The following is a 26,688-nucleotide window of genomic DNA, read 5'->3' on the forward strand; positions in this document are numbered from 1 at the left end:
TTCAGGCGATGAATACATTTTATTATTAAATTTGTGTTAAACTCCCGCACTGAATGAAGAAAACTTTATCTTTTTTATTTATATTTTGTTTTTTCACCTTTACCTTTGCCCAACTGGACAGGGAACATTGGTTTGCTCCCATGATGGACAGAAGCGGAAGTCCTAATCCGTATCAGAAATTATACCTATCTACCAACAGAACAACATCTTTCCCGGTCAATATTTATAATAACAATGTGCTTATCGGCACAGTCAATATCAGTAAAAACAATCCCCAGAAATTTGATGTACTCAGAAACTATATTATCACCACCAATCAGGCGGATCTGTTTACGCCTACTTCGAAAGGATTATATCTAAAGGCCGAATTTCCTTTTTATGCCAATTTAAGATTCTCCGTATATAATCACGCTGAAATCATTACTTCGAAAGGAATACCTTCCACAGGAAAAAATTTTTACGCTGCGAACGCACCCATTACGGTCAGCAATTCTATCTTAAATTTTATGGCCAGCGTTCTTGCTACGGAAGACAATACAACAGTTACTGTAAGCGGATATAAACCTACTGCAGAATTTTCAAACGGAACTACAGGAGCCACGAATCCTACCATGACCTTTACCCTTAATAAAGGTCAGTCTTATATTATAGACGGTATAGGTTCTGCCCCCGGAAACACCGATCCGTTTATCGGAGCAAAGATCACTGCCAATAAACCGGTAAACGTCACCAACGGAAATTTCAACGGTCAGTATGCGGGAAACAACCCTACAAGCTCAGATATCTTAATGGATCAGGCCGTTCCGGTGGAAAGACTGGGCACCGAGTTTGCTCTCGTGAAAGGAAATGGCAGCATAGGCTCCAATATGGAGGGTGCTATCGTTATTGCGACTGAAGACAATACTCAGATCTTTGTTAACGATGAAATTCCTCCTCTGACTACTATAAATGCAGGTCAATATTTTATCATTCCTGATTTAAAATATATGAACCAGGGAGGAAACCATTATAATCTTTATTTAAGAACCACAAAAAACGCCTACGTCTATCAGGTTCTCGCAGGAGATTCCGCTTCAGGAAGTGAGGTAGCAACCGGAGGATTCAATTTTATTCCGGCTCTGAACTGCTATCTTCCGAAACAAATCAATGAACTGGGCTTTATTAACGAGAATTTTGTTCACTCCAATGCTAATCCGTCCGGAATTCTTAATATTCCGACAAAGCTGAACCTCATTACCCAACGGGGGGCCAATGTTTCCGTAAACGGAGCCACTCCCCTGGCATCAACCGGTCCGTTCAATATGACAGGAACCAACAACTGGGTAACTTATGGCATTCCCAATGTAACAGGGACCATTACGGTAGTTTCAGATAAAGCGATCACTGCAGGAATTAATGCAGGAAGTGATGCTGTAGGATACGGAGGTTTTTTTGCAGGCTTTCCTACTCAGCCTGTTATTTTAAGATCAGGCGGAACCTGTGTCCCGGGCATCGTCCTTACCGTAGACCCGATCATTTATGACACCTATCAGTGGTATGTGAACGGAAACCTTATTCCGGGAGCTACAGCAGCATCTATTACCCCTACACAATCCGGAAATTATATCTGCTCCGTAACCATGGGAAGCTGTGCACCGCTGGTTACAGAACAGTTCAAGGTACTTAACTGTACAAAGCTGAGCACATCGACGTATAACGTCTGTAATTCGCAGGTGATTACTCCGGCATTTACCAGCTCCACACAAACACCTATACCTTCCACAGTGGCTATTGTCACTGCTCCTACTTTGGGTACAGTAGTTATAAATCCTGTAACCGGTGCCATTACTTACAACGTTACTACGCCGGGAACTACAGGAACAGATACTTTTACCTATACATTTTGCGGAAATGATCCTGTTTTCACCGATTGTGAAACGGTAACCGTCACGGTCAATATCCTTGCTCTTACGGTGATGAATGTTACTTTGAATGCCTGTAACATTAACGGGCAGGGAACCTTTAATCTGACCAACGCGAATGTCACGAATAATTCACCCGTGACCATTACCTATTACCCTACCCTTCTGGATGCCCAAGCAGAAAATGCGGCAGCCCTTATCACTACAGCAAATGCTTATACGGCACCGGACGGCACCATTGTGTACGCCGTGGTAAAAAACAGTATGGGATGTAAAAGTATTGCCCAGATCACACTCTCCTTATACAATCTTGCGATTATACTGAATAATTACAACGGTATTTTCTGTGATGATAATCTGGATGGAACCGTGACCGTTATATTACCCAATGTCACAGGTATTGTCCTGAATAATCCGGCCTATTTTACCAACGTAAGATATTATGCTTCCCTGGCTGATGCCAATGCCGGAAATGCCAATACACTTCCTAACAACTGGAGCTATACAGCCACAACGATTATTTACATCAGAGTGGAATCTCCGGATGGCTGTGCTGCAGTGGTAAAACCTCTGCAATTCAGCATTGGTGCAAGAATTACCTTAATAACAACATCAGCGGCTACCAATATCTGTGACGATGATCTGGATGGAACAAAATCCGTCAATCTTGCGCAGTTTATTCCTCAGTTTACCCTGGACCCTAATGTCACGTATACCTTCCATGTAACGTTAGCTGATGCGCAGAATGACACCAGTCCGATATCAGGTCCTGTAAATATTACAGGTACCCAAACTTATTATATTCGATTCGAGAAAAACGGAGTATGTCCTGAGGTTGCATCCATCAGAATTACAGTTAAGACACCTAAGAAATCTGATATCCTAACAGACAAGATCATTTGCCCTAAAGCTACGACTACATTGGATGCCGGTCCGGGATTTGAAAAATATTTGTGGAGCACCGGAGCTACTTCTCCTTCCATTTCGAATGTAGCTGCTGGAACCTACTGGGTAGAACTTACCTTTAACGGCTGTGTTTACAGGCAAACCGTTACAGTGAGTGAATCTCCTTCACCAATGATCACTTCTCTTGAAATCAACGGCACGACGGTAACAGTTGGAGCAAGCGGCGGTACTCCTCCTTACGAATATTCTCTTGACGGAGTAAGCTGGCAGAGTTCAAATGTTTTCAACAATGTACCGAGAGGTCCCCACAAGGTCTTTGTACGCGACTCTAAACTATGTGAAGAAGTCACAAGACCATTTGCTATCATCAATCTGATCAATACCATCACTCCAAACGGCGACGGACACAATGAACAGATAGACTATTCTGCCCTGATGAGCCATACGAATCTGGAATTCAGAATATTCGACCGCTATGGAGCTGAAATCTTCAGAGGAACCCCGGACAACAGATTTACATGGGACGGAAGAATGGGCGGAAGACCTGTACCTACCGCTACCTACTGGTATTTCATCAGCTGGAGTGAGTTTGGAACTTCCACTACGGTAAAGTATTCGAGCTGGCTGCTGGTGAAACATAAATAGGAGGTTGAGGTCGAGACTAAGACTAAGGCTGAGGCTGAGGGTAAAGGATGGAAGCAGAATTATCATTGCTGTTCCTGATCTGAATAATTTCTTCTTTTGGCTTATATATCCATATTATGTTGGAAAACAGAGATTTTTTTCTGAATTCAGGGTAAATAATTTCGTGATATTGGTTAAAATTTCACCCTATCATTTTTATTTACACAACTTTATAACATTCATTAACAGTTTAGTCTTAAAGTTTAATATAACTTTAACCTGAGATCACTATCTTAATAGGTATAAATTGCTGTATTTCTACGTAATTTTGCCCTAATTATATGAAGAAGCTAATTACCCTTTTGATGCTGGTTTTTCTGGCAAAATTCAGTGCACAGATTTATTCCGGAGAGGTATTTTTAAGAGACAATTCTATCTTATATCTTAATCAGGTTTATGTCACCAATCTGAACACTCAGAAAACCGTACTTACCGATTATAACGGAACTTATAACTTACCCGCTGCTCCTGGCGATGTGGTTCGTTTTACATCTATCGTTACCGAACGTAAAGATGTGAAACTTACTCCCCAAATGATGCAACAGAAAAATTTAATCGAGTTAAAAATCGCCTATTACGAAATTCAGGAAATTGTGCTGACCCGTTTCAAGCCTACCGGAAACCTCAGGTATGATGTAAATTCTATCCGTAAAGTGGATAAAGGCCTGGCGCTTAAAAAAGTGATCGGCCTGCCTGAACCGAAAGGGGACGGTACTTCGCCTGAACTTCCTGTCGCCGGATTAAGGGACGGCGGACTTACTTTCAGCTTAGAGAGTATCTATGACATCCTATCGGGAGACAGAAAGAAAAAACAGCGTTATATGGCGTATGAAAGAATGAATAATTCTGTATCTCAGATCAAAAATTATCTGGGGAAAGATTATTTTGCCAAGTTCAAGATTCCGGAAAACCTTGTGGATAACTTCCTGCAGTTCGTTTATACCTCAGAAAATATAGAAGCCTATGTACTCGCCGGCAATTTTGAGGCGATCAAAATCCCGATCGAAAAATATCTTCCGATCTATCAGAAAAGGCTTAAAACATCGAATCTTCAGGAAGTCATTAAATAGCTTTTTGATATCAATAATGAAAAAGGAATGTATACTATTCAAAATTTATGGTATACATTCCTTTTTTGTTTAAAATTATGCTTAATTTCATATCACAATTAAGTGTTTAAAATAAAAACAAAAGAACATCGTTATTATTGAGAAAACTAATTGACCAAAACAAATTAAGAGAGCACACCAAACTTTTACTTAATATTTGTCAATGAAAAAATTACTTTTACTTTTTGTTTCTGTTCTATGCTTTAGTGTGTCTGCCCAGAAAAAGGGAAAAGACTACAGCAATGTTATAAAAAGCAAGAATATCTACGAGATCAATGCTTTCCTGAGAGATGCACACCCAGATGATCCGCGAAGGTCTGTACTGAAGCCCCGTGTCATGGAACTGATGACAGCCTACATTAAAGACGCACACCCCGCTGATCAGAAAGTAAAAGATATGCAGGAAATGCTTGCCCTTTTGAAGAGAAGACCGTCTACAAAGATCAGCTTCGATGAAATGAATGCCATCATCAAACAGAAACAGATCGCAAAATATAAAGCAGAACTTGCCGCTAAGAAATCTAACGTAGTGTATACTCCAAGCACTGTTCAGAATACATTTGTCGTTAATGCCGCTGCCAATACAGCCATTCCTAATGCGGAAGCTGAAGAATTTAATATGCTGATGGCTGTCAATCCGGTAGAACATCAAAACAAAACGGTAAAAATATTAAACTCACTATTCGACAACGATCCAAACAGCAAGGAAAGCATTGTTCTTATCCAAAATAAATCCGATTGTAATATCATTGTAAGAATGGAGGGTGTAGGAACCACCAAATACAGGCTCGCGGTTCCGGCTCATGACGAGAGCTCCATTGTCATAGATAAAGGTCAGTACCTCTTTACCAGCCTTGTCTGCGGCGCACAATATGCTTCTCAAAAAACAATCCAGAAAGCAATCATGGTAGCATTGGGGAGCTCGACAGCACCTTAGCCGCACTATGAATATACTCAGTATATGTCTTTTATAGGTAAAAGGCAAGGTAGTCTATTCAAAATTTGCTATTTTTGCGGGATTTTAAAATGACTCGATGGGCAAAAATAAACTAGCAAGATTCGCAGAAAACAAGATATTACCGAACGTTATCCAACCAACCAGAGAAGATGCGCTGAAAGGTTCTCCACTTAAAGGAACATGGAGAAAAGAATTCTTCAAGAACGACAATCCAATCGTATTGGAGCTGGGCTGCGGAAAAGGAGAATATTCTGTAGGACTTGCGAAAACATTTCCTGAAAAAAACTTCATCGGGATCGATATCAAAGGGGCAAGATTCTGGTTTGGAGCTAAAGAAGCAGTGGAAAGCGGCATGAACAATGTGGCGTTTCTCAGAACACAGATCGAGCTTGTAGATCATTTTTTTGCTGAAAATGAAGTTGACGAAATCTGGATCACGTTCCCGGATCCTCAGATCAAATACAGACGGACCAAGCACAGACTTACCCATCCTGACTTTTTAGAACGATACAAAAAATTCCTGAAACCGGGTGGAATCGTTCACTTAAAAACAGATTCAGAGTTTCTGCATGGCTATACTTTAGGATATCTGCAAGGTGCAGGACATGAAATCATCAGTGCTCACCATGACATCTATGGCGCTCCTGAATATGATCCTGATACAGAACATTTAAGAGATATAAAAACCTATTATGAAGAACTTTTCTCAGCAAAAGGAAAAACGATAACGTATATTAAATTCCGGATAAGCTGATGAAGTAATTACACCCATTGATGAAAAAAAATTTAACGACTCTCCTCCTCATTTTCCTGACCACGGGTTTTGTTTTTGCGCAGAAAAACAGCAAAGACATCCTTAAAAGCACAAATATCCGGGACATTGAAGAGTATTTAAAAAACGCACATCCCGAAGATCCTAAACGGAGTGTGCTGAAACCGAAACTTATTGCTCTGAAGAATGCTGAATGGACAAAAGGTGCAGCAAAGGCCAAACCTATGGAAGCCAGACCTGTTATGACGGATATTCCCAACAGATTCATGAGAAATTCCAATTCTGAAGATGCGGAGGAATTTAAAAAACTAATTACAGAAACCTCTGACCAGCATAAAGAAAAGACGGTGCAACTTCTGAACGCTATGTTTGATGAAGATATTACTCGTAAAGAGGCTGTGCTTCTGTTCAGAAATAATTCGGATTGCAATATTATTCTGAGAATTGAAGGAAAAAATTTCTATAACCTGGCTGTTCCTGCACACGGAGAAAATTTTATTGTTCTCAATAAGGGTTCTTATACCCTGAACAGCAATGTTTGTGACATCAGGTATACCTCTGCAAAAGACATAAAAAAAAGTATATTTGTAGTCATTGAAAATCCCGGCACCCTGAAATCTGAACCTGCTAAAAATCTGGCAGAAGATGAGAAAAAAGTAAAACCTGAAAAAGCTATAAAAAAGAAAAGATCATAATTGTATGAAAAAGCTGTTTTTTTTCTCCGGCATTTCGCTTATTATCCTCATCAGCTGTAGTGCAAACTATGGAAGCTACCCTACGAGAACTACCTATCCTACGGGTTCAGGAAGCACTACAGCCAGTACAGAGAGGGAATATTCAGAACTTATTAAAACGTACAAGCCTGAAACGGCAGATGTTTTAAATGATCTTTTGAATGCAGATTCTCCCTCTAATCTCAAAACATCGATTTCTGTAGAAAACCAGTCGCGATGCAATATGGTCCTTACCGTAAGCGGAAACGGTTTTTTTAAAAAGATTCCGATAGCTGCCGGCAAAGTGGGTTATACGATGGTTCCTAAAAACCAAAACTACAGACTGTCCGGTATGCTTTGTAATGCCTCTTACCAGTCTACGAAATTCATTTCAACATCATACGCTATAAAGATTAGCAATTAAAATAAAAACCCGCTGTATGAATCGGGTTTTCTTTTTATTAAATATAAATTTTATAGCTTGTTCATTACTATACCGTTTTAAAGCACAGTACAATACATTAGATGATAAACAACAAAAAAAACGCTGGATCTAGATCCAGCGTTTTTCCTATATTAAAGAAAATCTTTAATTATTCAGCATCGAAATCAGCATCTGTTTCAGCAGATACCTTTTCTCCTTCTTCTTTAGATTTTTCTTTATCAGCTTTTCTTTGAGACTGACCTTCTTTGATAGAATCAGAAACAATGTTTAAGATCATATCAATAGACTTAGAAGCATCATCGTTTCCTGGGATAACGAAGTCTACTTTTCTAGGATCAGAGTTTGTATCAACAATACCGAAAACTGGAATACCTAATTTCTTAGCTTCAGTTACAGCGATGTGTTCTCTCATGATATCTACAACGAAGATTGCAGAAGGAAGACGAACCATGTCAGAGATAGAACCTAAGTTTTTCTCTAAGTTAGCTCTCTGTCTGTCTACCTGTAATCTTTCTTTCTTAGATAAAGTTTCGAACGTACCGTCTTTTTTCATTTTGTCGATATGGTTCATTTTCTTTACCGCCTTTCTGATTGTAACGAAGTTCGTTAACATACCTCCAGGCCATCTTTCTGTAATATAAGGCATATTAAGTTCAGCAGCATGCTTTGCAACTACTTCTTTCGCTTGCTTCTTAGTAGCTACGAAAAGAACTTTTTTACCTGCAGAAGTTAATTTTTCTAAAGCGCTACAAGCTTCATCCAATTTAACTGCTGTTTTATGTAAGTCTACAATGTGAATACCGTTTTTCTCCATAAAAATGTATGGAGCCATATTTGGATTCCACTTTCTGGTCATGTGACCGAAGTGTACGCCAGCCTCTAGAAGGTCTTTTACATTTGCTTTTGCCATGTTTTCTGTTTTTGTTAGTTTACTTTCCGTTTCTTAAACAATCAACAACTTCTTTAGATGGGAGAAGTGTTTGGATGCTAAACGTAACGGGCAATTGGCGGTTTGCTATTTGCTTGTGGCAATTGGCTTTTCGCCGAGATTAAGTTTAAAAAAAATTTAATACATTTCTGTAGCCAACAGCCATAAGCCATTCGCCCACAAGAAATCTTAACGTTTTGAGAATTGGAATCTCTTTCTTGCTTTTTTCTGACCTGGCTTCTTTCTTTCCACCATTCTTGCGTCTCTTGTAAGTAAACCAGCAGGCTTCAATGCTAATCTGAACTCAGCGTTGATCTCGCATAAAGCTCTTGAAATACCTAATCTGATAGCCTCTGCCTGACCTGTATTACCACCACCGAAAACATTTACGGTAACGTCATACTGACCAACAGTCTCAGAAAGGATGAACGGTTGGTTTAATTTGTAAACCATCACGTCTGTAGAGAAATAAGTTGCAGCATCTTTACCGTTTACTGTAATCACACCAGAACCTGGCTTTACATAAACTCTAGCTACAGAAGTTTTTCTTCTTCCGATTTTGTGAACTATAGACATAATTAATTATTTAAATTCGTTAACATTAATTGTTTTAGGCTGTTGAGCTTCATGTTTGTGCTCAGTTCCTTCATATAGATAAAGGTTCTTTAATAAAGCAGATCCTAATCTGTTTTTAGGCAACATACCTTTTACAGACTTTTCTAATACTTTTAAAGAATCTTTCTTCTGAAGTTCAGCCGCAGTCATAGACTTCTGTCCACCAGGGTAACCTGTATGCCAGATGTAAGTCTTATCAGCCCACTTATTTCCGGAAAGCGTAATTTTCCCAGCATTCAAAACGATTACGTTATCACCACAATCTACGTGAGGTGTAAAGTTCGTTTTGTGCTTACCTCTCAAAATCTTTGCAACCGTAGAAGCTAGTCTTCCTAACGGCTGTCCTTCAGCGTCTACCACAACCCATTCTTTATTAGCAGTAGCTTTGTTCGCTGAAACAGTTTTGTAACTTAATGTATTCACACGTTTTAGTTAAAGATTAAACATAATTTTCCCCTAAAAGGGTGTGCAAAGGTACAAATAATTTTCGTAACCTGAAAACATATTTTATTTAATCTATCTCACCTCCGGATCTTCACCTTCCTTTAATAGATTTTAACAACTGTTTTGTTTTTGGCACAGAACTTGTAAAATGAATGACCGTTGAAAAAAAAAATTCGAAGATTCTAAAAACACACCTGATAAAGTAAAGAGTTTTGTCCCTCAACTCTTTCTTTATTAACTTTACTTTAAACATTTCCGTAAAAGCTTACCAATGTGATTATTTTATATCGCGAATTATTTATATTTGCGATCAAACCATATTCCTAATCATCCATGAGCCACGGAAAAATCAGAGAAGATAAAACATGCCAGAACTGCGGGCATCAGGTCGAAGAAAGATTCTGCCCAAACTGCGGACAGGAGAATATCGAAAGCCGCCATCCTTTTTACTTTCTCTTCACCCATTTTGTTGAAGACTTCACCCATTATGACGGCCAGTTTTGGGGGACCCTAAAAAATTTGCTCTTTAATCCAGGTAAACTTACCAACATTTATCTCGAAGGTAAAAGGCAAAAATTCGTTCCACCTGTAAAACTATACATTTTTGTCAGTTTTATAACTTTCTTCGTGTTTGCTCTTTTCCCATTGATCAATATCAACTTTGGCGACCAACCAGATAAAGGAGATAGCGCTAAAGCAGGCTTCTTTTATGGCATGAAATCTTCTGAGGTAAAAAAAGTCATCGACAGCATCAAAACCAAACCTATTCTGGATAAAGAAGATTCTCTATCCATCAAAGCTCTGACTGTACTTGCAGATTCTTCCAAAACAGATGCGATCAAAAACTCTCTGCAAATGGATAATAAAATAGATGCTGACTTTAGTTTTAATGGATATAATACCAGAAAATCCTACGACTCGGCGGCAGCGAAAAACCCATCATTTCTAGATTTTATTGAAATACCGGTGGCACATAAATTCTTTGAGCTCAGGGAAAAAGGAGCTACAAAAGAAGAGATTTTTAAAAACATTATGGAAAAGTCTTTCCACAATCTACCGAAAGCTCTTTTCATCTACCTTCCTATTTTTGCATTCTTCTTATGGATTTTCCACAAAAAGAAAAAATGGTGGTATTTTGATCATGGCATTTTCACTCTGCATTATTTTTCATTCCTTTTATTGAATATTCTGTTTGTATTTCTACTTGCCAAATTGGCAAGTCTCTCAGAATTTTGGCTGGTGAATTTTATTTTATACATAATCCTGTCAGTACTGACGATCTACATTATTGCATATTTCTTCATCGCCCACCGCAGGGTGTATCATTCACACGGTTTTGTGAGCTTTATTATCGGGGTCTTGTTATTCACCATTAACTATATTGCGTTCTTGTTTTTGGTTGTAGGTCTTGCTTTGGTAAGTTTCCTGATGATCCACTAAATAATAAGATGTAGCAATTCAATATAAAATGAGGCTGTTTTGTTTAACAGCCTCATTTCTTTTTATTTTCTTAATGACTTGCTGGCCCTGAAACTCGCTATCATATAATATGCTACAAAAACCGTTGAAAATTTAAGGATTGAAGGAATGGCCAGCTCCAGGCTGAACAAACCTGTTCCGATAAGCACCAAAACTCCCATCACCGCAAAAGAAATACCTAATTTCTGAGACAGTGTGAAATTGGGTGTATCCAGATAATAAGCAATTCCCCATGCAATCCCAAAGGCTAATGCATAATAGATATCAAGACCCATGTTTTCAGAACTGTAAAAAAAATAATTGATCAGGAAACTGACTGCCGTTCCCAACACAAAATACATCAAAGCCTTTTTCATATTCTATAGATAATGATGCAAAAATAGAGATTTTAATGATGATTTTTAAACGAATGATTGGTAAGCAGGTAAAAAATCAATCCACAACCAACAATCAACCTTCTTAAAATCAAATCATTAAACAAAACCAAAAGGTTCTTATTTTATTATTATATTTGAAAATTCAGAAATTTTCTAGTTTTTATATGGAAACCCAAAAATATACTCCAACCAATAAAGTGAGAATCGTAACCGCGGCGTCATTATTTGACGGACACGATGCTGCGATTAATATCATGCGACGTGTGATCCAGGGAACAGGATGTGAAGTGATCCACCTTGGCCACGATAAATCAGCAGAGGAAGTGGTGAACACAGCGATCCAGGAAGATGCCAACGCTATTGCCTTAACCTCATATCAGGGAGGTCACAACGAATATTTTAAATATATCTACGACCTTTTAAGAGAGAAAAACTCTCCACAGATCAAGATCTTCGGTGGCGGAGGCGGTGTTATTCTGCCTGAAGAAATTGAAGATATCATGTCTTACGGAATCGACAGGATTTATTCTCCGGATGACGGCCGTGAACTTGGTTTACAGGGAATGATTGATGATCTCGTTAAAAGATCAGATTTCGCAACAGGAAAAGATATCACAGCTGCTGATTTGGATTTAATTGATTTTGAAAACTCCACAAGCATTGCTAAAATTATTTCAGCCGTTGAAAACTTTTCAGACGAAAAGCCTGAATTGGTCAAGGCTATCGATGAAAAATCAAAAGACTTAAATATCCCGATTATCGGGATTACAGGTACAGGTGGAGCCGGAAAATCTTCTCTTACCGACGAATTGGTAAGACGTTTTATCCGTTCCAATCCTGATAAAAAAATTGCTATCATTTCTATTGACCCTTCCAAAAAGAAAACGGGAGGAGCCCTTTTAGGAGACAGAATCCGTATGAACGCGATCAATGATCCGAGAGTTTATATGCGTTCTATGGCAACAAGAGAAAATAACGTTTCCGTTTCGCCTTTCATCCATTCTGCATTGAATGTACTGAAGCTGGCTGCTCCTGATGTTATTATTCTTGAAACATCCGGTATCGGGCAGTCCGGTTCGGAAGTTTCAGACTTTGCTGATGTTTCAATGTATGTAATGACGCCTGAATATGGTGCTTCTACGCAGCTTGAAAAGATCGACATGCTAGACTATGCAGATCTTGTAGCATTGAATAAATCTGATAAACGAGGTGCTCTTGATGCGCTTCAGGCCGTAAGAAAACAGTTCCAGAGAAACCATTTACTGTGGGAAAGTCCATTGGACGATATGCCGGTTTATGCTACAAAGGCATCACAGTTTAATGATCACGGAACGACTGAACTTTACAACAGACTTGTTGAAAAAGTAAATGATAAATTTTCAGGATTAAATTTACAGGGCTTCGTGGAGCAGGAAATTACAGACGAAGTAACGATCATTCCGCCAAAAAGAGTACGTTATCTGTCTGAAATTGTTGAAAACAACAGAATTTATGATGCGAATGTTGAAAAACAGGCTGAGCTAGCCAGAAAAATGTATCATATCGAAGGCGTAAGAAGTTTCTTATCCAATGAAACATTAGACGCCGAATATCAGAAAGCAGAAAAGGACCTTCAGCAGGAAAACATCGACTTCCTGAGAACGTGGGACGATACGAAAAAAGCTTTCCATGAAGAGTTCTATTCTTATTTTGTACGTGGAAAAGAAATCAAGGTGGAAACGTCTACCGAATCTTTATCCCACTTAAGAATTCCAAAAATTTCATTACCGAAATATACAGATTGGGGTGACCTGATCAAATGGAAAGGCCAGGAAAATTTACCCGGCGGATTCCCTTATACAGCCGGAATTTATCCATTTAAAAGAACCGGTGAAGATCCGACAAGGATGTTTGCGGGAGAAGGAGGTCCGGAAAGAACCAACAGAAGATTCCATTATGTTTCTGCAGAAATGGATGCCAAACGTTTGTCTACAGCTTTTGACTCTGTAACGTTATACGGTCAGGATCCTGCATTACCACCGGATATTTACGGTAAGATAGGAAATGCGGGAGTTTCTATCGCGACACTGGATGATGCTAAAAAACTGTATTCAGGATTCGATCTGGTTAATGCAATGACTTCAGTTTCGATGACGATCAACGGTCCGGCTCCGATGTTGCTGGCTTTCTTTATGAATGCTGCGATTGATCAGAATGTTGAAAAATATATCGCTGAACATAAGCTTGAAGCCAAAGTTGAAGCTGTTTTAAAAGCAAAATTTGACGACAGAGGTCTAGAAAGACCTAAATATAACGGTGAACTTCCTCCTTCCAATAATGGTTTAGGTTTAAAACTATTGGGAATCACAGGAGATGAAGTAATCCCGGCTGAGGCTTATGCTGAAATTAAAGCTAAAACCATTGCAACGGTTCGTGGTACGGTTCAGGCCGATATCTTAAAAGAAGATCAGGCTCAGAATACTTGTATTTTCTCTACTGAATTTGCTTTAAGATTAATGGGTGACGTTCAGGAGTTCTTCATTACTGAAAAAGTAAGAAACTTCTATTCCGTATCCATCTCAGGATATCACATTGCTGAAGCTGGTGCGAATCCTGTTTCTCAGCTGGCATTTACACTGGCCAACGGTTTCACGTATGTGGAATATTACTTAAGCCGTGGAATGGATATCAATGATTTTGCGCCGAATTTATCTTTCTTCTTCTCCAACGGTATCGACCCTGAATATTCAGTGATCGGACGTGTAGCAAGAAGAATCTGGGCCAAAGCGATGAAAATAAAATACGGAGCAGACGAAAGAAGCCAGATGCTGAAATACCACATCCAGACTTCAGGACGTTCTCTTCACGCACAGGAAATTGATTTCAACGATATCAGAACGACGCTTCAGGCGCTTTATGCTATCTATGATAACTGTAACTCTCTTCACACCAATGCGTATGACGAGGCGATTACAACACCAACCGAGCAGTCCGTAAGAAGAGCTATGGCGATTCAGCTGATCATCAATAAAGAATTAGGTTTAGCTAAAAACGAAAATCCATTACAGGGTTCATTCATTATTGAAGAATTAACGGATCTTGTAGAGGAAGCGGTGTATACCGAATTCGACAGAATTACGGAAAGAGGCGGTGTTCTTGGCGCTATGGAAACCATGTACCAGCGTTCCAAGATCCAGGAAGAATCTATGCATTACGAATGGCTGAAGCATACGGGAGAATATCCGATCATCGGGGTGAATACTTTCCTTGGAAAAGATGGTTCACCAACGGTTCGTCCGGGAGAAGTGATCCGTTCTACAGAAGAGGAAAAACAGGTTCAGATCGAAACGCTTCATAATTTCCAGAAATCAAATGAGAACAAATGTGAGGAAGCTCTTAGAAAGCTGCAGTATGCCGCCATCAACCAGCAGAACTTATTTGCAGTGATGATGGATGCCGTGAAATACTGTTCTCTTGGACAAATTACCAATGCTTTGTTTGAAGTGGGTGGTAAGTACAGAAGAAATATGTAATCCAACCTGGATTCACTTATATAAATTAAACCTCAAGGAATTTTCTTTGAGGTTTTTTTGTATTTTTAATCTAAAGTTGACGATGATGAAAAAAGAATTTCAGATTTCAAATCCATGCAGTGAAAACTGGGACAAAATGCAGCAGGCTCCGGGAGGAAAATTTTGTGACCTATGCTCAAAAAAAGTGTATGATCTTACCGGCAAAACAGATGAAGAAATTCAGCTATTACTAAGTTCCAATCCATCTGTATGTGGAAAAATACAGAAGAGCAGATTATATATTGATGAAGAAAAAACAAAAATAAATTACCAGCTTTTTCAACTTCCATTTCGTAAAATTGCCAGCGGAATATTCATTGCCGCAATGTTCACGTCCAGTCTCAACGGACAATCCAAAACAAGAGATACTCTTAGAACATTAGAAATTGGTATGATCTTTTACGCCGCACCATCCGACTCGCAGGACGCTCCGGATAAGGACAGAGAATTTTACAGACCTAAAACAAAAACAGTGAAATTTAACATTTCAGGAAACAAAGAAATAGCACGGAAGTATAAAAAAACAAGTATTCTCACTCTTTCAAAAAAATATTCCACTTATTCCTATTTTTCCGGTGAAATCGGAATTTCTGAAGAAGACATCAGCTTCAAAAATATCTATGTTTTCGAGGATGAATCCAATAAAAGTAAGCTGTTTTTATCTGCCAACAGCAGACGTTCAAAAGAAGACAATTCATTAGATTTAAACATTGATAAAGCTAAAAAGATAGATTTTAACCCGGACAAAAGAAATACACTATACTTCTTAGATGGTGAAGAGATTTCTTATGAGGATTATGATAAAAATAAAAACGATTCCGATATAGAGTCTTATTTTTTATCAGAAGACTATGCTGAAGAACTTCTTGGGAAAACTTATAATCTTCAATACGGAGTTGTCTTATCATACCGCAGAAGAAATTAAGATCAGGAGCCGGAATCAGAGAAGAAGCCGCTACTCATTTATAATTTCTGACAGGTTTTTATCTTCAATATTTACTATGTTTGCGATATGAAACCCAAAGCCGTATTCAACTGGAGCAGCGGAAAAGATTCTGCTCTTGCCCTTTATAAAACCTTGCAGGAAAACCAAACTGAAGTCATTACGCTTCTCACGAGTGTCAATAAGGAATTTCAGCGAATTTCCATGCATGGCGTTCATGTTTCGCTATTGGAAAAACAGGCTGACAATCTAGGCTTACCTCTGATTAAAATGGAACTTCCCAAAGAACCATCCATGGAAGAATACCGGGAACTTATGAATAAGACGATGTCTGAAATTCAGGCAATGGGAATCACGCAATCTGTCTTTGGGGATATTTTTCTGGAAGACCTCCGGAAATACCGTGAAGACCAGCTAAAATCAATAGGTATGGAAGCTGTTTTTCCGCTTTGGAAACAAAACACGACAAATCTTATCCACGAGTTTCTGGATCTTGGTTTTAAAACGATCGTCACCTGCGTGAATGAAACGTACCTCGATAAAAGTTTCGCAGGAAGAATCATTGACCCTGATTTTATTCGTGACCTACCGAAAAATGTTGATCCCTGTGGAGAAAACGGAGAATTCCACACGTTTACTTTTGACGGACCGATCTTCAGAGAAGCCGTTCATTTTGAAATCGGGGAAACGGTAAAGAAAACCTATCCCAAACCTAAAGCCAGTCCTGAAGATGAGGACGGAGCCTATGTTTTCTGGTTCTGCGATCTGATTTTGAAATAAACGCTGCTCCAAAAGGATTTTCTGACCTTTTATGTCAACTCAGAAATAATGGTATTCATCACCTCAAATATCAGCTGAACATCTTTTTCAGTGGTTCTCCAATTGACAAAAGCAGCCCGGATTCCATTCTGATGATTATAGAAAGTAGGCGTCATGAAGACTTTTCCGGTATCGTTAAGCATTGCTAAAAACGCTCCTACCTCATCCTGCTTTCCGATATCTTTAAGGGTGAAGCAGACCGTATTTAATCTGACCGGAGCCAGGAGTTTAAAACCATCACTGTTTTCAATCATCTGCCCAAACTGTCTAGATAACTTGACGTTATTTTCTACAATACCCTGATATCCTTTTCTTCCGTAAGCTACCAACGAAAACCATGCGGGAAGAGCCTTTAATCTTCTCGAGTTTTCAGGAAGGAAGTTTAAATAGCCGAAACTCTCTAACGGATCTCCAAGGTAAGGCGCATTGGAGTTCTGAAAAGTTTCCACCTGTAAAATTCTGTATTGCTCTTTGACAAAGAACACGGCGCTTTCATATGGAACATTGAGCCATTTGTGACAGTCAACTGTAATACTGTCTGCATATTCCCAATCTTCTACAAGATGTTTATAAGTATCTGAACAGGCTGCAAAACCTCCAAAAGCCGCATCAATATGCCACCAGAATTTATATTTTTGTTTTAATGCATGAATTGCCTTAAAATCATCAAAGTCAACCGTATTCACCGTTCCTCCACTTGAAATCAGAATAAATGGTTCCCCGTTAAGCCTGATGATATGATCTTCCAGATCTTCTACAGAGATGGATTCACGATCTTCTCCCGCCGTTTTAATCTTTGTAATATGACCACTTCCGATTCCCAGAAGCGACAGAGATTTTATAGCGGAGGAATGAGGCGTTGCTGTTAATATGTTTATTGGCCCTGAAATTCCGTCTTTCGCGATGTCCCTTCCCTGCTCTTTTCCCACCCATTGGCGGGCAACTGCCAAACAGGTAAAATTTGACATGGTCGCACCGGTCACAAATCCTCCCAGGAAATTATCCGGCAGCCCAAGAAGATCCAGCAAAATTTTTATGGTTTCCAGTTCTATATTGGCTGAAATATCTCCGTGTCCTTTTGTTGACTGCGTATTCTGATCATAAATCGTAGCCAGCCAATCGCCGGCTACCGAAGCAGGAGTAGCACCTCCGGTTACAAATCCCAGATATCTCGGTCCTCCTGAACCCACCATGATCGGTTCAAACCTTTCATTGAATATTCTTAATGCTTCTTTAGTTCCAAACCCCTGTTCAGGCAGATTTTGCGTTTCAGATACCGGCATATTACTTACAGAAGTAGGTCTTTCTGCAATAGTATTGAGGTATTCTATCCCCTGGTTTTTTATAGTTTCCAGGATCTGATCTATTTGGTCAGAATCATTTTTCAAATATTCTTTCATGATGATGGATTGATAATCTATTCAAAAATAAAAATACTTATACACATAATCCCCTGTATTAGCATAAATTTTGCATCTCTTTGAGACTTCTAAGAATTTTCTTACATTTAAATAGGCATTATTCTTAATATCAATAACTTCAATCTTAATCTAAAAACGCACCTGTGATAAAAAAAATTACATTTCTGTTCCTTTTTTACTTTTTATGTTCATGTAAAACCGAAATTCCCAAAATAAAACCGGTTGACAAAAATGCCATCATTGATTCTACGATAGTGGCTTTCCAGAAAACCCTTTTGGAGCAGCAAATCGATTCTGTCTTTAAAAAATACAATTTCAACGGAAGCATTGCTGTCTTCAAAGATTCACTGCAGCTGTACAGGAAAGAAAACGGTTATTCCAATTTTAAAACGAAAACAAAGATAGACAGCAGTACTGTTTTTGCCATAGGCTCCGTAAGCAAGCAGTTCACCGCAGCTTTAGTTCTTCTTCAGATGGAACAGGGAAAACTGAATGTTACTGACAAGGCCTCCCAATATCTTAAGGAATTTCAGATCAAAGAGTATGAGAACATCACCATCCATCAGCTTCTGAATCATACTTCAGGCCTTAATACTTTTGGAGGCAAGCTGATGTTTAAAAGCGGTTCGGATTTCTTCTATTCCAATGACGGTTTTAATGCTTTGGGTAAAATCGTGGAAACGGTTTCCGGAAAATCATATAACGAAAATGCACATGAACTCTTCAGAAAAGCAGGAATGAAAAATTCTTCTACCGGAAATACGTTTGAAGGAAATCATTTCGCCAGTGCTTATCTGGGTAATGAAAAAAATACCCAGGAAGTTCCCAATATGCCGAAGCGACTGGGCAGTAAAGACATAGGCACTCCTGCCGGAGGTATTCTCTCTACCATAGAGGATCTTCACCTGTGGAATAATGTGCTTTATGGTGGAAAAATCCTCAAACCTGAAACGCTAAAGCAGTTCACATCCAAAAGTGCGGAAAGACATCATGCTATTCTTGGGAAAATGGGATATGGCTACGGGATCATGATGAATACAGGCAAGCCTGAAAGCTATTTTCACAGCGGCTATATAAAAGGCTCTCCTTCTCTGAACATTTATTATCCGCAAACCAAAACATCCGTTGTGATTCTATCGAATATTGCAGATGAAGAAAAGGGCAAGAGTTCTACCTTCAGGCCTCATGTTGAAGTTAAAAAGATAACGGATAACCTTGAGAATACGTTGTTACAGCTTAGATTAAAACATTAACCTTTTTTGCATTCCAGTATAAAAGCTGGATCTGAATCGCCGCTGCACACAAAAAGAAAGGCTTTATCATCACAGATAGCGCCGTATGAACATCTTGAAAAAAGAAACATGAAATGGCAATCAATGTGACTCCTGCAAAAAGATTTTTCAAAAGCAAAGGATGAAAGCTGATCTGAAAATATTCACTGAAATTCATCGTTTTCCGCATGAAATTATACACCGAAAGACCTGATACTATCACTAATAAGAGGATCTGTGCATCATTATACAAGTCGGGTTTTATAAAGAACAACCCTGAAAAAATCAATGAAAAAGCCAGTGCATAACCACTCATTTTTTTGAAACGGCTCTGAAGAATATCCTTTTCAATTCTGGTCATTCTTCTTGCCGATAAAAAATCTGCTCTTACCATTTCAAGTTCACTTTTCCAGTTCATTTTGGTTTGGAGAAAAGCTTCCTGGAAACTTTCATGGTGTTCTTCCATCAGGTCTGATATCTGAAGTATAAAATGATCCTTGATTTCCAGCAATAATTTCTGCTCCAGTTTTTTCGAAACAAGATACTGTATGATCTCAATTTCCTGTGCCGTATTTATCATGTTTAATAGGTATTAAATGGTAATTTTCAGTTGTTTATTCAATCTATCAGGCCGCAGTCTGAAGAAAATTCTGTAGTTTTTTAAGGGATTTTTTATGTTCAAAGAAATTGAATAATCCAAAAATCATAAATGTCTGCAGCGTAAAAATAAAAGCGAGAGAAATCAGGACACTGATGAATTCATCATGATGCTGAGTTTTAAAAAACAAGTAGATCGACTTTCCGTCTTTTGTAATAACCTGCGCCATCGACATAAGGCATATCACGAGTAAACCTATATTTTGCTGATACATGGTATAAAACAATTTTCCTTTATACTTAAAATCTGTTCTGATAAACTTCCGGATTTTGTAATGGAATGCCCAGACGATAACCGGAGCCAGAAAAAATATAGAATTCTGTACTTTAAAGAACACGGCATACTGTTCCTCGCTTTTAGAACTGTAAATCAGCAACAGATTGATGACAAAAGAGATTAAGGCAAGTAAAAATGACTTTTTAAGCATTTTATGATTGTTCCCTTTAATGATTTTCTTGACAATTACAGGAATCGGCTCTGAGTAAAAAACAGAATAGCTGGTCATTTTAAACTCATTCTCCCACAATCTTTTAGTCTTTACGAAAGCTTCTTCAAAATGTAGATTGTCTTTACGCTCAATATCTGAAATCTGCGACATCATATGGTCTTTTACTTCCAATAAAATATCCAGTGGAAGCTTTTGAAAGATAAGATAGTCCGTCACCTCATTTTCCTGTACCTCGGTCATCATATGTTAAAAATGGTATTTAGGTTTAACAAATAACTTTTCATTTCGTTCTCCTGAACAGCCTGATGCTTTTTTCCTTTTTCCGTCAAAAGATAATATTTCCGGTCTCTACCGTTGATTTTTTGAACTTCTGAAGTGATCATTCCATCATTCTCCAGTTTATGTAACAGCGGATACAGCGCACCCTCGGTCATTTCAAGCTCGCCTTCTGTAAGCTCTTTTGCCCGTTGCGTAATCTGATACCCATACATTTTTACCTCTTTTGAAAGAAGCTTTAAGATAATGTTCTGGAGTGTTCCTTTGTAAAGACTGTTCTTTTTCAAATGATCCTTTTTTTATACCTTTCAAATCTATGCATAATTTTCTTATGTATAAAGTTTTTCTCAAAAAAATGTAATTTGCTGTATGAAAAAAATGTATTTCATTGCGATCTATCCTCCACAGGAAATCATTGACGAGGTGAAGATTTTTAAAGAAGATCTTGCTTTGAACTATGATAATTCAAAAGCATTGAAAAATGATGCCCATATCACTTTATTTCCACCCTTCTCCAGAGAGCTGGAGTTGGAGAGTGACATTCATGCAGCTTTTCAAAAGATAGATACCGATCTGCCTCCCTTTGAAATACTACTAAACGGTTTCGGAAGTTTTCCAAATCCCAAAAATCCTGTCCTCTTTGTACAGCCTGAACCGAATGAAAATTTAAATATCCTTCATCAAAACGTAAAACAGCATTTCAATTTTATCAAATATTCTTTCCATTCCCATATGACCGTTGGTTACAGAAACCTCAGCTATGATAACTACCTGAAAGCATGGGAAGTATATAAAGAAAAAGAATACAAAACTAAATTCATAGTTGATAAAATATTGCTTCTCCGCCATGATCAGAATTGGGTTCCCATTGCAGAAAAGAAACTCACAGGAAACATTCATGAACAATAAATGCCGGCTTATACAACCGGCATTTATTGAGTCAGGAAGCTCCAAGATAGAAGAAGGAAGTTATTGAGGTCGGAAACAACACGTATTATTCTGTTCTTATTCAACTTTAAAATTAAACACAATTAATAGCTTGACCACTCCCAGAAATAAATATTCCTAACAGTGACTTCCATCTCCCCTCTTCCAGCCTTTACTACATCTACTCTTTCACAATTTTCTGCGAAATAATCATTCCCTCATTTTCATAAACATTCACAAGATACGTTCCGGCAGGAAGGTTTTTAATATCTACCAACAATGTTGAACGGTCCTTAAGATCTGATTTTATACGGATAAGCTTTCCGGATGTATCATACAGTTCAATTCTGGTATTTCCTGCGAATTCCTGCTTTCCTTTAATAAAAAATTCACCGTCTGAAGGATTGGGATATATGCTGTACCTTCTTTCTTCTGCTTTCACTTCTGTCATTTTTCGGGCAGCAGATTTACTCAATGTCCAGGTGACATTCGTAAAGTGAACCGTGCTGTGGTTATTCACTTTAAGCAATGGATTGTTATCATTCACTGAAAAGATCAGGGTATTATTTCCTACATTCAGCTGGGATGGAGAAACGGTGAGTGAGTTGGACGTGGAGGCAAGCAATGTTCCGTTCAGCTTCCAGGAATTCACCAGTGTATTAGGAATCGGAAGAATTTCATTTACGGTAAAAGTCACATTGGAATTGGCATTCACCGTTGATGTATTCGCTGGTGTATAAGAATCTACCGGAGATACCAATGAGTGAATTTTTTCAATAATGGCTTCTTTACAAACCGAGCAGAACTGCTGGTTAAGGTACCTCATCTCACAACTTTGGTGTGGACGGTACCACGAAGGACTTTCCGCATAAGAATATACTCCTACCCCGTTAAGTCCTACCCAATTTTTCCATTTAACAGTGGCCGGATTGGAAGTCTGGGTTTTGTTGGGAGATTCTCCTGATCCGGAAAACCAGTATTCATCGGCCAGTTTCCCAAATGAATGTCCTAATTCATGAACAACAATCTCGTTGGAAGATCCATTGAGAGACGCGAATGCATACGAACCGCCACACCCTCCATACTCTGTGGAATTACCCAACACATAAGTAATATCGTAATCCGGAACATTGGCAGCCAGAACCTGACCTACTTTATTTGTGGTATTGCTGTAAATACACCGGTGAACCCCGAAGTCAAAGGAAGAACCAAGATAATTATTCGGGTTGGAAACCGGAATGACAGGTTCAGTGACATCAGTCGCCGTTCCCGGATGTTTTACACCTGAAGCCGTAGAAACGACTTTCACGGCATAGGCATTAAAATAATTTTTATATTCTGTGTAAGGGCTTTTTGTAAAAAGATAATTAACGGTAGACTGCGCCGAAGAGACGAAGGAATTCTGCTGAGCCGTGGTAAAACCGTCACCCAATACCGCAATAATGATTCGTTTGTCATTCGATCCGTTCTGAAGAAGGGGAACCGTCTGGAATGTCTGTGCAGCACAACAGCTGCTGATGAAAAGGGCTAATAAAGTTTTTCTCATGGTTATAGTTTTTGGGTGAATAAAAGCTGAGTTCCTGATTCAGTTACTTTTTCGATTCTTACCGACTGAATGTGTTCAGAATAAGAATATCTCACACTGAATTCAGCATTTTCAAGAGGAATTTTCTTTCTGCTGACGCCTTCTTTTTCATAGACTTCCATTTCAGGATGCAGTGGATTTTTCACCAGCTGTTTCATGATTTCTTTTCCTCCCGCATCGGACAGAATAACAATAAAATCTCCTGTTTCCACTTCGCTTCTGTCAAAAGAAGGAGTGAATTTCAGCTTTCCTTCAGCTATTTTTTTTTCCTGAAGAACAATTTTTTCTTTTCCGGAAGCTTCTTTATCCATCCTGAAAAACAGATAAACAATCTTGCCTTCTTTCCGGATTTCAGCACCGGAGGCTTTATTCCCTGAATCACTTAACGTACTGTTTTTATGAAAACTGCACAGCAGAAGTACGGGAACAATAAAAAAATTAAATAAATTTTTCATAGCACATTTTATTTTAAAGTTATAAATATTTCCCGATACATTGAATATTTTTTTATTTGAATTGGGATTTTTAATAAGGTAAGGAAGATGGAAGCCTAGAGAGGGAAGTTATTGAATTCTATAACATTAACTGGAAGCCTTTTTAATATTTTTCTTAAAAACTCCTCATCAAATTTCAAAGGACTCCATAGTATCTTCCAACCTCCCGCTTCCAGCTTCCCAACCTTTTAACTATTTTTTCAACCCAAATTCCCATTATTTTAAATCATCTTTTCTCAGATAAAAAAGTTCAGAATATCCTATCTTTGACCCATGATTTCAGAGAAGATAATTTTAGGCATTGATCCGGGGACAGCGATTATGGGTTTCGGTATTATTTCCGTAAAAAAAGGCAAAATGGAGATGGTTTCTATTCATGAACTGATCCTGAAAAAATATCCGAATCACGAAACGAAGCTGAAATATATTTTCGACAAAACATTAGCCCTGATTGATGAATATCATCCTGATGAAGTAGCTCTGGAAGCTCCGTTTTTTGGGAAAAATGTACAGAGTATGCTTAAACTGGGGCGAGCCCAGGGAGTTGCCATGGCAGCCAGTCTTCACAGAAACATCCCAATTACAGAATACTCTCCGAAAAAGATCAAAATGGCAATCACCGGCAATGGAAACGCCAGCAAGGAACAGGTAGCCGGAATGCTTCAGAATCTTTTAAATCTGAAAGAATTTCCTACCAAATATCTGGATGCATCGGATGGTCTTGCGGTTGCGGTATGCCACCATTTCAATTCCGGAACGATAGCGGATACCAAATCATTCAGTGGGTGGGAAAGCTTCCTTAAACAGAATCCGGACCGGTTGAAATAATGATATAAAAAAAAAGCCCCTTAATCGGGGCTTTACTATTTGAATAATTCAGAATTAATTATTTAAAAACTTCTTCGATCCGTTTTTGTTCTTATCGGAGTAATTAATAATAAATGCTCCTTTTGGAAGAACTCTCTCGATTTGAATCTCATTGGTTTTGGCATTTCCTTTTTGGATAACCTTTCCACTCATATCAAAGATCTGATAATCTCCAAAATTGCCTTCACCAGACAGTTTCAGTTTATTTTCGGATTTCAGATATACAATTTTCGCTTCTCCCTTATTGCTTTTCACCTCAGAAGTTCCTAAAGCTCCGGTTATTCTTACTGCATAATCTTCCATCTGACCGTATTGAAGCTGTGAGCATGGAGTACCGTCAGCAAGTATTGTTCCGGTAAAGGTAGCTGCATCAACAGAAACTCTCATTCTTAAATAGGTATTCAAGACAGCATTGGCAGGAGGTGTAACTCCGACAGTAACAACCTTTCGTGCCCCAGAAGCCATAGTAGCAGACAAATCATTGGCTACCAATTCAGATTCTTCAAATATTCCGTTGTTGTTATAATCAATCCAGACTTTGGTTTTAAACTTATCAGTCTGGTTGAAACCGTTATCATACGTCACTTTCAGTTCAGTACTTGCATTGGAAGGAATATCCGTATAATAAGCCGGTCTGATACAAGTAGCTACAGAATAGTCCTCATAAAATTTCGGAGCAGGCTCATCAGAATCATATCCGTTGGTCGTGCTGCTTATCGTTCCAAACTGTACTCTTGAAGCACCAATACCAAAGTTATTATTCGCAGGATTTGCAATTCCTGATGGGTTACACTGTGCTGCCACCACTGCTACAGGGGATGGAATAACCACTGCGGGATCCTGCCCTGCTGTTGAAGTGATCAAGTTTTTTCTGTATTCCATCATCAGCATGATTGCTCTGTCTCTCTGACCTTCTGTGAATTTACGGTTAGAATTGGTATAATTCATTACATTATACTGGGTTCCGTCATAATTTTGAGTTGTACATGGATCCACACTAGTGTTGTTTGGAACGGCTACGCCATACATACTTCTTGAAGGAGATGTATCACAAACTCTGTCGCCGTCTGTTGCGCAGTTATTATTAACAGGACATGTTGTCTGGCTTGTATAATTAACTCCCTGAAAAGTATGATAAAGACCGAATGCATGGCCTAACTCATGAGTAAGGGTTGTATCATGCTGGTTTTTAAGAGTGGCTACCTTCATAAAGCTTTCATAGAAATAATCATAAGATTCCGGGAATCTTGCATATCCCATCAGCCCGCCTGCATTCTGCTGCTGGCCGTTGAAACCAATGACCACATAGATATTGAAATAAGAGCTTTCAGGCCAGTGCGGTGCCAGGGTTTTGATTTGGCTGTCGCTCGCTCCGTTTCCTGTAGATTCAGACTTTACACCTCTCGTATCATATAAAGGAATGGTACTTCCGTTGTATCTTACAATTCCGTTGGTCGGTTCACAGGTTGGCGATCTTTTAGCTAATACCAGTTTAAAGGGAATCACGTTTCCTCCCGCGGCACCTGCACCTTCCGGATAAAAACCGTTGCCGTAAGTGGTGGCATACATTTTATTAGCTCTGTCGATCCAGTTGATCACATCCTGATCTGTCAGAGCCAAATTTGAATTAGCAGCAGCACTAGACTCAATAACGTGCACTACAATTGGAATTTCAAAGGTTTGTCCCGTATACAGGCCATTCCAGGAAGTTGTACCACCCACTTTATTAAGAAAAGACTGTTTGTCCATATTTCTTAATCTGGCTTCCACCTCCTCCCTATTTTTCTTTAATTCTGGAAATCTTATGTCCATTTTTCTCATTTCTTCGTCAAAACCACAAAAATGTTCAACATTTTGAGAAAAAGCATTAAAAAACAACAAAAGCATTGAAAGAATACTTATTTTCTTCATTTTTAACTAATTTTTTGATTAATTCTACGCAAATATAATTATTTATTAACAAAATAATAAATCAAAAAATGCAAATTATAATACAAATTACATTTTTTCCATAAAAAACTAAAAAATTGATAGACAATCAATTAAATCAAAACAATCAATTACTTGGCAAAACATAATACTATCTTTTACATTGGT

Annotated in this window: 24 protein-coding genes; 13 read left to right on the forward strand and 11 right to left on the reverse strand. The window is 38.5% G+C overall.

The window, feature by feature from the left end; all coding sequences use genetic code 11:
* Positions 1 to 53 precede the first annotated feature (53 nt).
* From LC419_RS07040 to LC419_RS07065, 6 genes are all read left to right on the forward strand, one after another.
* Complete coding sequence (locus tag LC419_RS07040) at positions 54 to 3,452, forward strand: T9SS type B sorting domain-containing protein (RefSeq protein WP_223606678.1); 3,399 nt, start codon at positions 54 to 56, stop codon at positions 3,450 to 3,452.
* A gap of 320 nt (positions 3,453 to 3,772) precedes the next feature.
* Positions 3,773 to 4,561 (forward strand): hypothetical protein, encoded by a 789-nt coding sequence (locus LC419_RS07045; RefSeq protein WP_223606679.1) that lies wholly within the window; start codon positions 3,773 to 3,775, stop codon positions 4,559 to 4,561.
* A gap of 202 nt (positions 4,562 to 4,763) precedes the next feature.
* Positions 4,764 to 5,537, forward strand: coding sequence for a DUF6759 domain-containing protein (locus LC419_RS07050; protein ID WP_223606680.1), 774 nt, complete (start codon positions 4,764 to 4,766; stop codon positions 5,535 to 5,537).
* Between the two features lie 97 nt (positions 5,538 to 5,634).
* The gene (gene trmB, locus LC419_RS07055; protein WP_223606681.1) at positions 5,635 to 6,312 is read left to right on the forward strand and encodes a tRNA (guanosine(46)-N7)-methyltransferase TrmB; all 678 of its coding nucleotides are present in this window, start codon (positions 5,635 to 5,637) and stop codon (positions 6,310 to 6,312) included.
* Positions 6,313 to 6,332: 20 nt separating this feature from the next.
* On the forward strand, positions 6,333 to 7,025 hold the full coding sequence (locus LC419_RS07060) for a DUF6759 domain-containing protein (protein WP_223606682.1): 693 nt from the start codon (positions 6,333 to 6,335) through the stop codon (positions 7,023 to 7,025).
* Between the two features lie 4 nt (positions 7,026 to 7,029).
* On the forward strand, positions 7,030 to 7,467 hold the full coding sequence (locus LC419_RS07065) for a DUF6759 domain-containing protein (protein WP_223606683.1): 438 nt from the start codon (positions 7,030 to 7,032) through the stop codon (positions 7,465 to 7,467).
* A 169-nt stretch (positions 7,468 to 7,636) separates the two neighbouring features.
* On the opposite strand, the gene rpsB is transcribed toward LC419_RS07065, so the two are convergent.
* The 3 genes from rpsB to rplM form a co-directional block, all read right to left on the reverse strand.
* A complete protein-coding gene (gene rpsB / locus LC419_RS07070; RefSeq protein ID WP_034723189.1) occupies positions 7,637 to 8,398 on the reverse strand; it encodes a 30S ribosomal protein S2 in 762 nt (253 codons plus the stop codon).
* Between the two features lie 207 nt (positions 8,399 to 8,605).
* Positions 8,606 to 8,992, reverse strand: coding sequence for a 30S ribosomal protein S9 (rpsI, locus tag LC419_RS07075; RefSeq protein WP_034706090.1), 387 nt, complete (start codon positions 8,990 to 8,992; stop codon positions 8,606 to 8,608).
* A gap of 6 nt (positions 8,993 to 8,998) precedes the next feature.
* Positions 8,999 to 9,454, reverse strand: coding sequence for a 50S ribosomal protein L13 (gene rplM, locus LC419_RS07080; RefSeq protein WP_034706094.1), 456 nt, complete (start codon positions 9,452 to 9,454; stop codon positions 8,999 to 9,001).
* Between the two features lie 354 nt (positions 9,455 to 9,808).
* On the opposite strand from rplM, the gene LC419_RS07085 reads away from it, so the two are divergent.
* The gene (locus LC419_RS07085; protein ID WP_223606684.1) at positions 9,809 to 10,915 is read left to right on the forward strand and encodes a DUF3667 domain-containing protein; all 1,107 of its coding nucleotides are present in this window, start codon (positions 9,809 to 9,811) and stop codon (positions 10,913 to 10,915) included.
* 62 nt (positions 10,916 to 10,977) lie between these two features.
* Here the strand turns inward: LC419_RS07085 and LC419_RS07090 are convergent, their stop codons facing one another.
* Entirely contained in the window at positions 10,978 to 11,310 is a 333-nt protein-coding gene (locus LC419_RS07090) for a hypothetical protein (protein WP_223606685.1), read from the reverse strand.
* 185 nt (positions 11,311 to 11,495) lie between these two features.
* Between LC419_RS07090 and LC419_RS07095 the strand changes: the two genes are divergently transcribed.
* From LC419_RS07095 to LC419_RS07105, 3 genes are all read left to right on the forward strand, one after another.
* Positions 11,496 to 14,843: a methylmalonyl-CoA mutase family protein gene (locus LC419_RS07095; protein WP_223606686.1), complete on the forward strand. Its 3,348-nt coding sequence runs from the start codon at positions 11,496 to 11,498 to the stop codon at positions 14,841 to 14,843.
* An 85-nt stretch (positions 14,844 to 14,928) separates the two neighbouring features.
* Positions 14,929 to 15,807, forward strand: a complete 879-nt coding sequence (locus tag LC419_RS07100) for a hypothetical protein (protein ID WP_223606687.1) — start codon at positions 14,929 to 14,931, stop codon at positions 15,805 to 15,807.
* An 87-nt stretch (positions 15,808 to 15,894) separates the two neighbouring features.
* Positions 15,895 to 16,605, forward strand: a complete 711-nt coding sequence (locus LC419_RS07105) for a diphthine--ammonia ligase (RefSeq protein WP_223606688.1) — start codon at positions 15,895 to 15,897, stop codon at positions 16,603 to 16,605.
* A gap of 29 nt (positions 16,606 to 16,634) precedes the next feature.
* On the opposite strand, the gene LC419_RS07110 is transcribed toward LC419_RS07105, so the two are convergent.
* Positions 16,635 to 18,044 (reverse strand): pyridoxal-dependent decarboxylase, encoded by a 1,410-nt coding sequence (locus tag LC419_RS07110; protein WP_223606689.1) that lies wholly within the window; start codon positions 18,042 to 18,044, stop codon positions 16,635 to 16,637.
* Positions 18,045 to 18,208: 164 nt separating this feature from the next.
* Here LC419_RS07110 and LC419_RS07115 point away from each other — a divergent pair, with 164 nt between their 5' ends.
* Positions 18,209 to 19,318, forward strand: a complete 1,110-nt coding sequence (locus LC419_RS07115; RefSeq protein ID WP_223606690.1) for a serine hydrolase domain-containing protein — start codon at positions 18,209 to 18,211, stop codon at positions 19,316 to 19,318.
* Here the strand turns inward: LC419_RS07115 and LC419_RS07120 are convergent.
* From LC419_RS07120 to LC419_RS07130, 3 genes are read right to left on the reverse strand one after another with little or no spacing between them, the layout of a single operon-like run.
* Entirely contained in the window at positions 19,302 to 19,916 is a 615-nt protein-coding gene (locus LC419_RS07120; protein ID WP_223606691.1) for a hypothetical protein, read from the reverse strand. The two genes, LC419_RS07115 and LC419_RS07120, sit on opposite strands and share 17 nt — an antisense overlap.
* 46 nt (positions 19,917 to 19,962) lie before the next feature.
* Positions 19,963 to 20,685 carry a hypothetical protein gene (locus LC419_RS07125; RefSeq protein ID WP_223606692.1) on the reverse strand — a complete coding sequence of 241 codons (723 nt, stop codon included), beginning with the start codon at positions 20,683 to 20,685 and terminating at the stop codon, positions 19,963 to 19,965.
* The gene (locus LC419_RS07130) at positions 20,682 to 21,005 is read right to left on the reverse strand and encodes a PadR family transcriptional regulator (protein WP_223606693.1); all 324 of its coding nucleotides are present in this window, start codon (positions 21,003 to 21,005) and stop codon (positions 20,682 to 20,684) included. The genes LC419_RS07125 and LC419_RS07130 overlap by 4 nt, the downstream gene beginning before the upstream one ends.
* Positions 21,006 to 21,087: 82 nt before the next feature.
* Here LC419_RS07130 and LC419_RS07135 point away from each other — a divergent pair, with 82 nt between their 5' ends.
* Positions 21,088 to 21,627 carry a 2'-5' RNA ligase family protein gene (locus LC419_RS07135; RefSeq protein WP_223606694.1) on the forward strand — a complete coding sequence of 180 codons (540 nt, stop codon included), beginning with the start codon at positions 21,088 to 21,090 and terminating at the stop codon, positions 21,625 to 21,627.
* A 199-nt stretch (positions 21,628 to 21,826) separates the two neighbouring features.
* On the opposite strand, the gene LC419_RS07140 is transcribed toward LC419_RS07135, so the two are convergent.
* Together LC419_RS07140 and LC419_RS07145 are read right to left on the reverse strand one after the other, a co-directional pair.
* Positions 21,827 to 23,191, reverse strand: a complete 1,365-nt coding sequence (locus LC419_RS07140; RefSeq protein ID WP_223606695.1) for a M64 family metallopeptidase — start codon at positions 23,189 to 23,191, stop codon at positions 21,827 to 21,829.
* A 2-nt stretch (positions 23,192 to 23,193) separates the two neighbouring features.
* Complete coding sequence (locus LC419_RS07145) at positions 23,194 to 23,685, reverse strand: hypothetical protein (RefSeq protein WP_223606696.1); 492 nt, start codon at positions 23,683 to 23,685, stop codon at positions 23,194 to 23,196.
* Between the two features lie 312 nt (positions 23,686 to 23,997).
* Here LC419_RS07145 and ruvC point away from each other — a divergent pair, with 312 nt between their 5' ends.
* On the forward strand, positions 23,998 to 24,552 hold the full coding sequence (ruvC, locus tag LC419_RS07150) for a crossover junction endodeoxyribonuclease RuvC (protein WP_047453055.1): 555 nt from the start codon (positions 23,998 to 24,000) through the stop codon (positions 24,550 to 24,552).
* Between the two features lie 54 nt (positions 24,553 to 24,606).
* Here the strand turns inward: ruvC and LC419_RS07155 are convergent, their stop codons facing one another.
* On the reverse strand, positions 24,607 to 26,502 hold the full coding sequence (locus tag LC419_RS07155) for a zinc-dependent metalloprotease (protein ID WP_223606697.1): 1,896 nt from the start codon (positions 26,500 to 26,502) through the stop codon (positions 24,607 to 24,609).
* Between the last annotated feature and the right edge of the window lie 186 nt (positions 26,503 to 26,688).

This window comes from Chryseobacterium sp. OSA05B, assembly GCF_019970065.1.
In the GTDB taxonomy this organism is placed as follows: Bacteria; Bacteroidota; Bacteroidia; order Flavobacteriales; family Weeksellaceae; genus Chryseobacterium.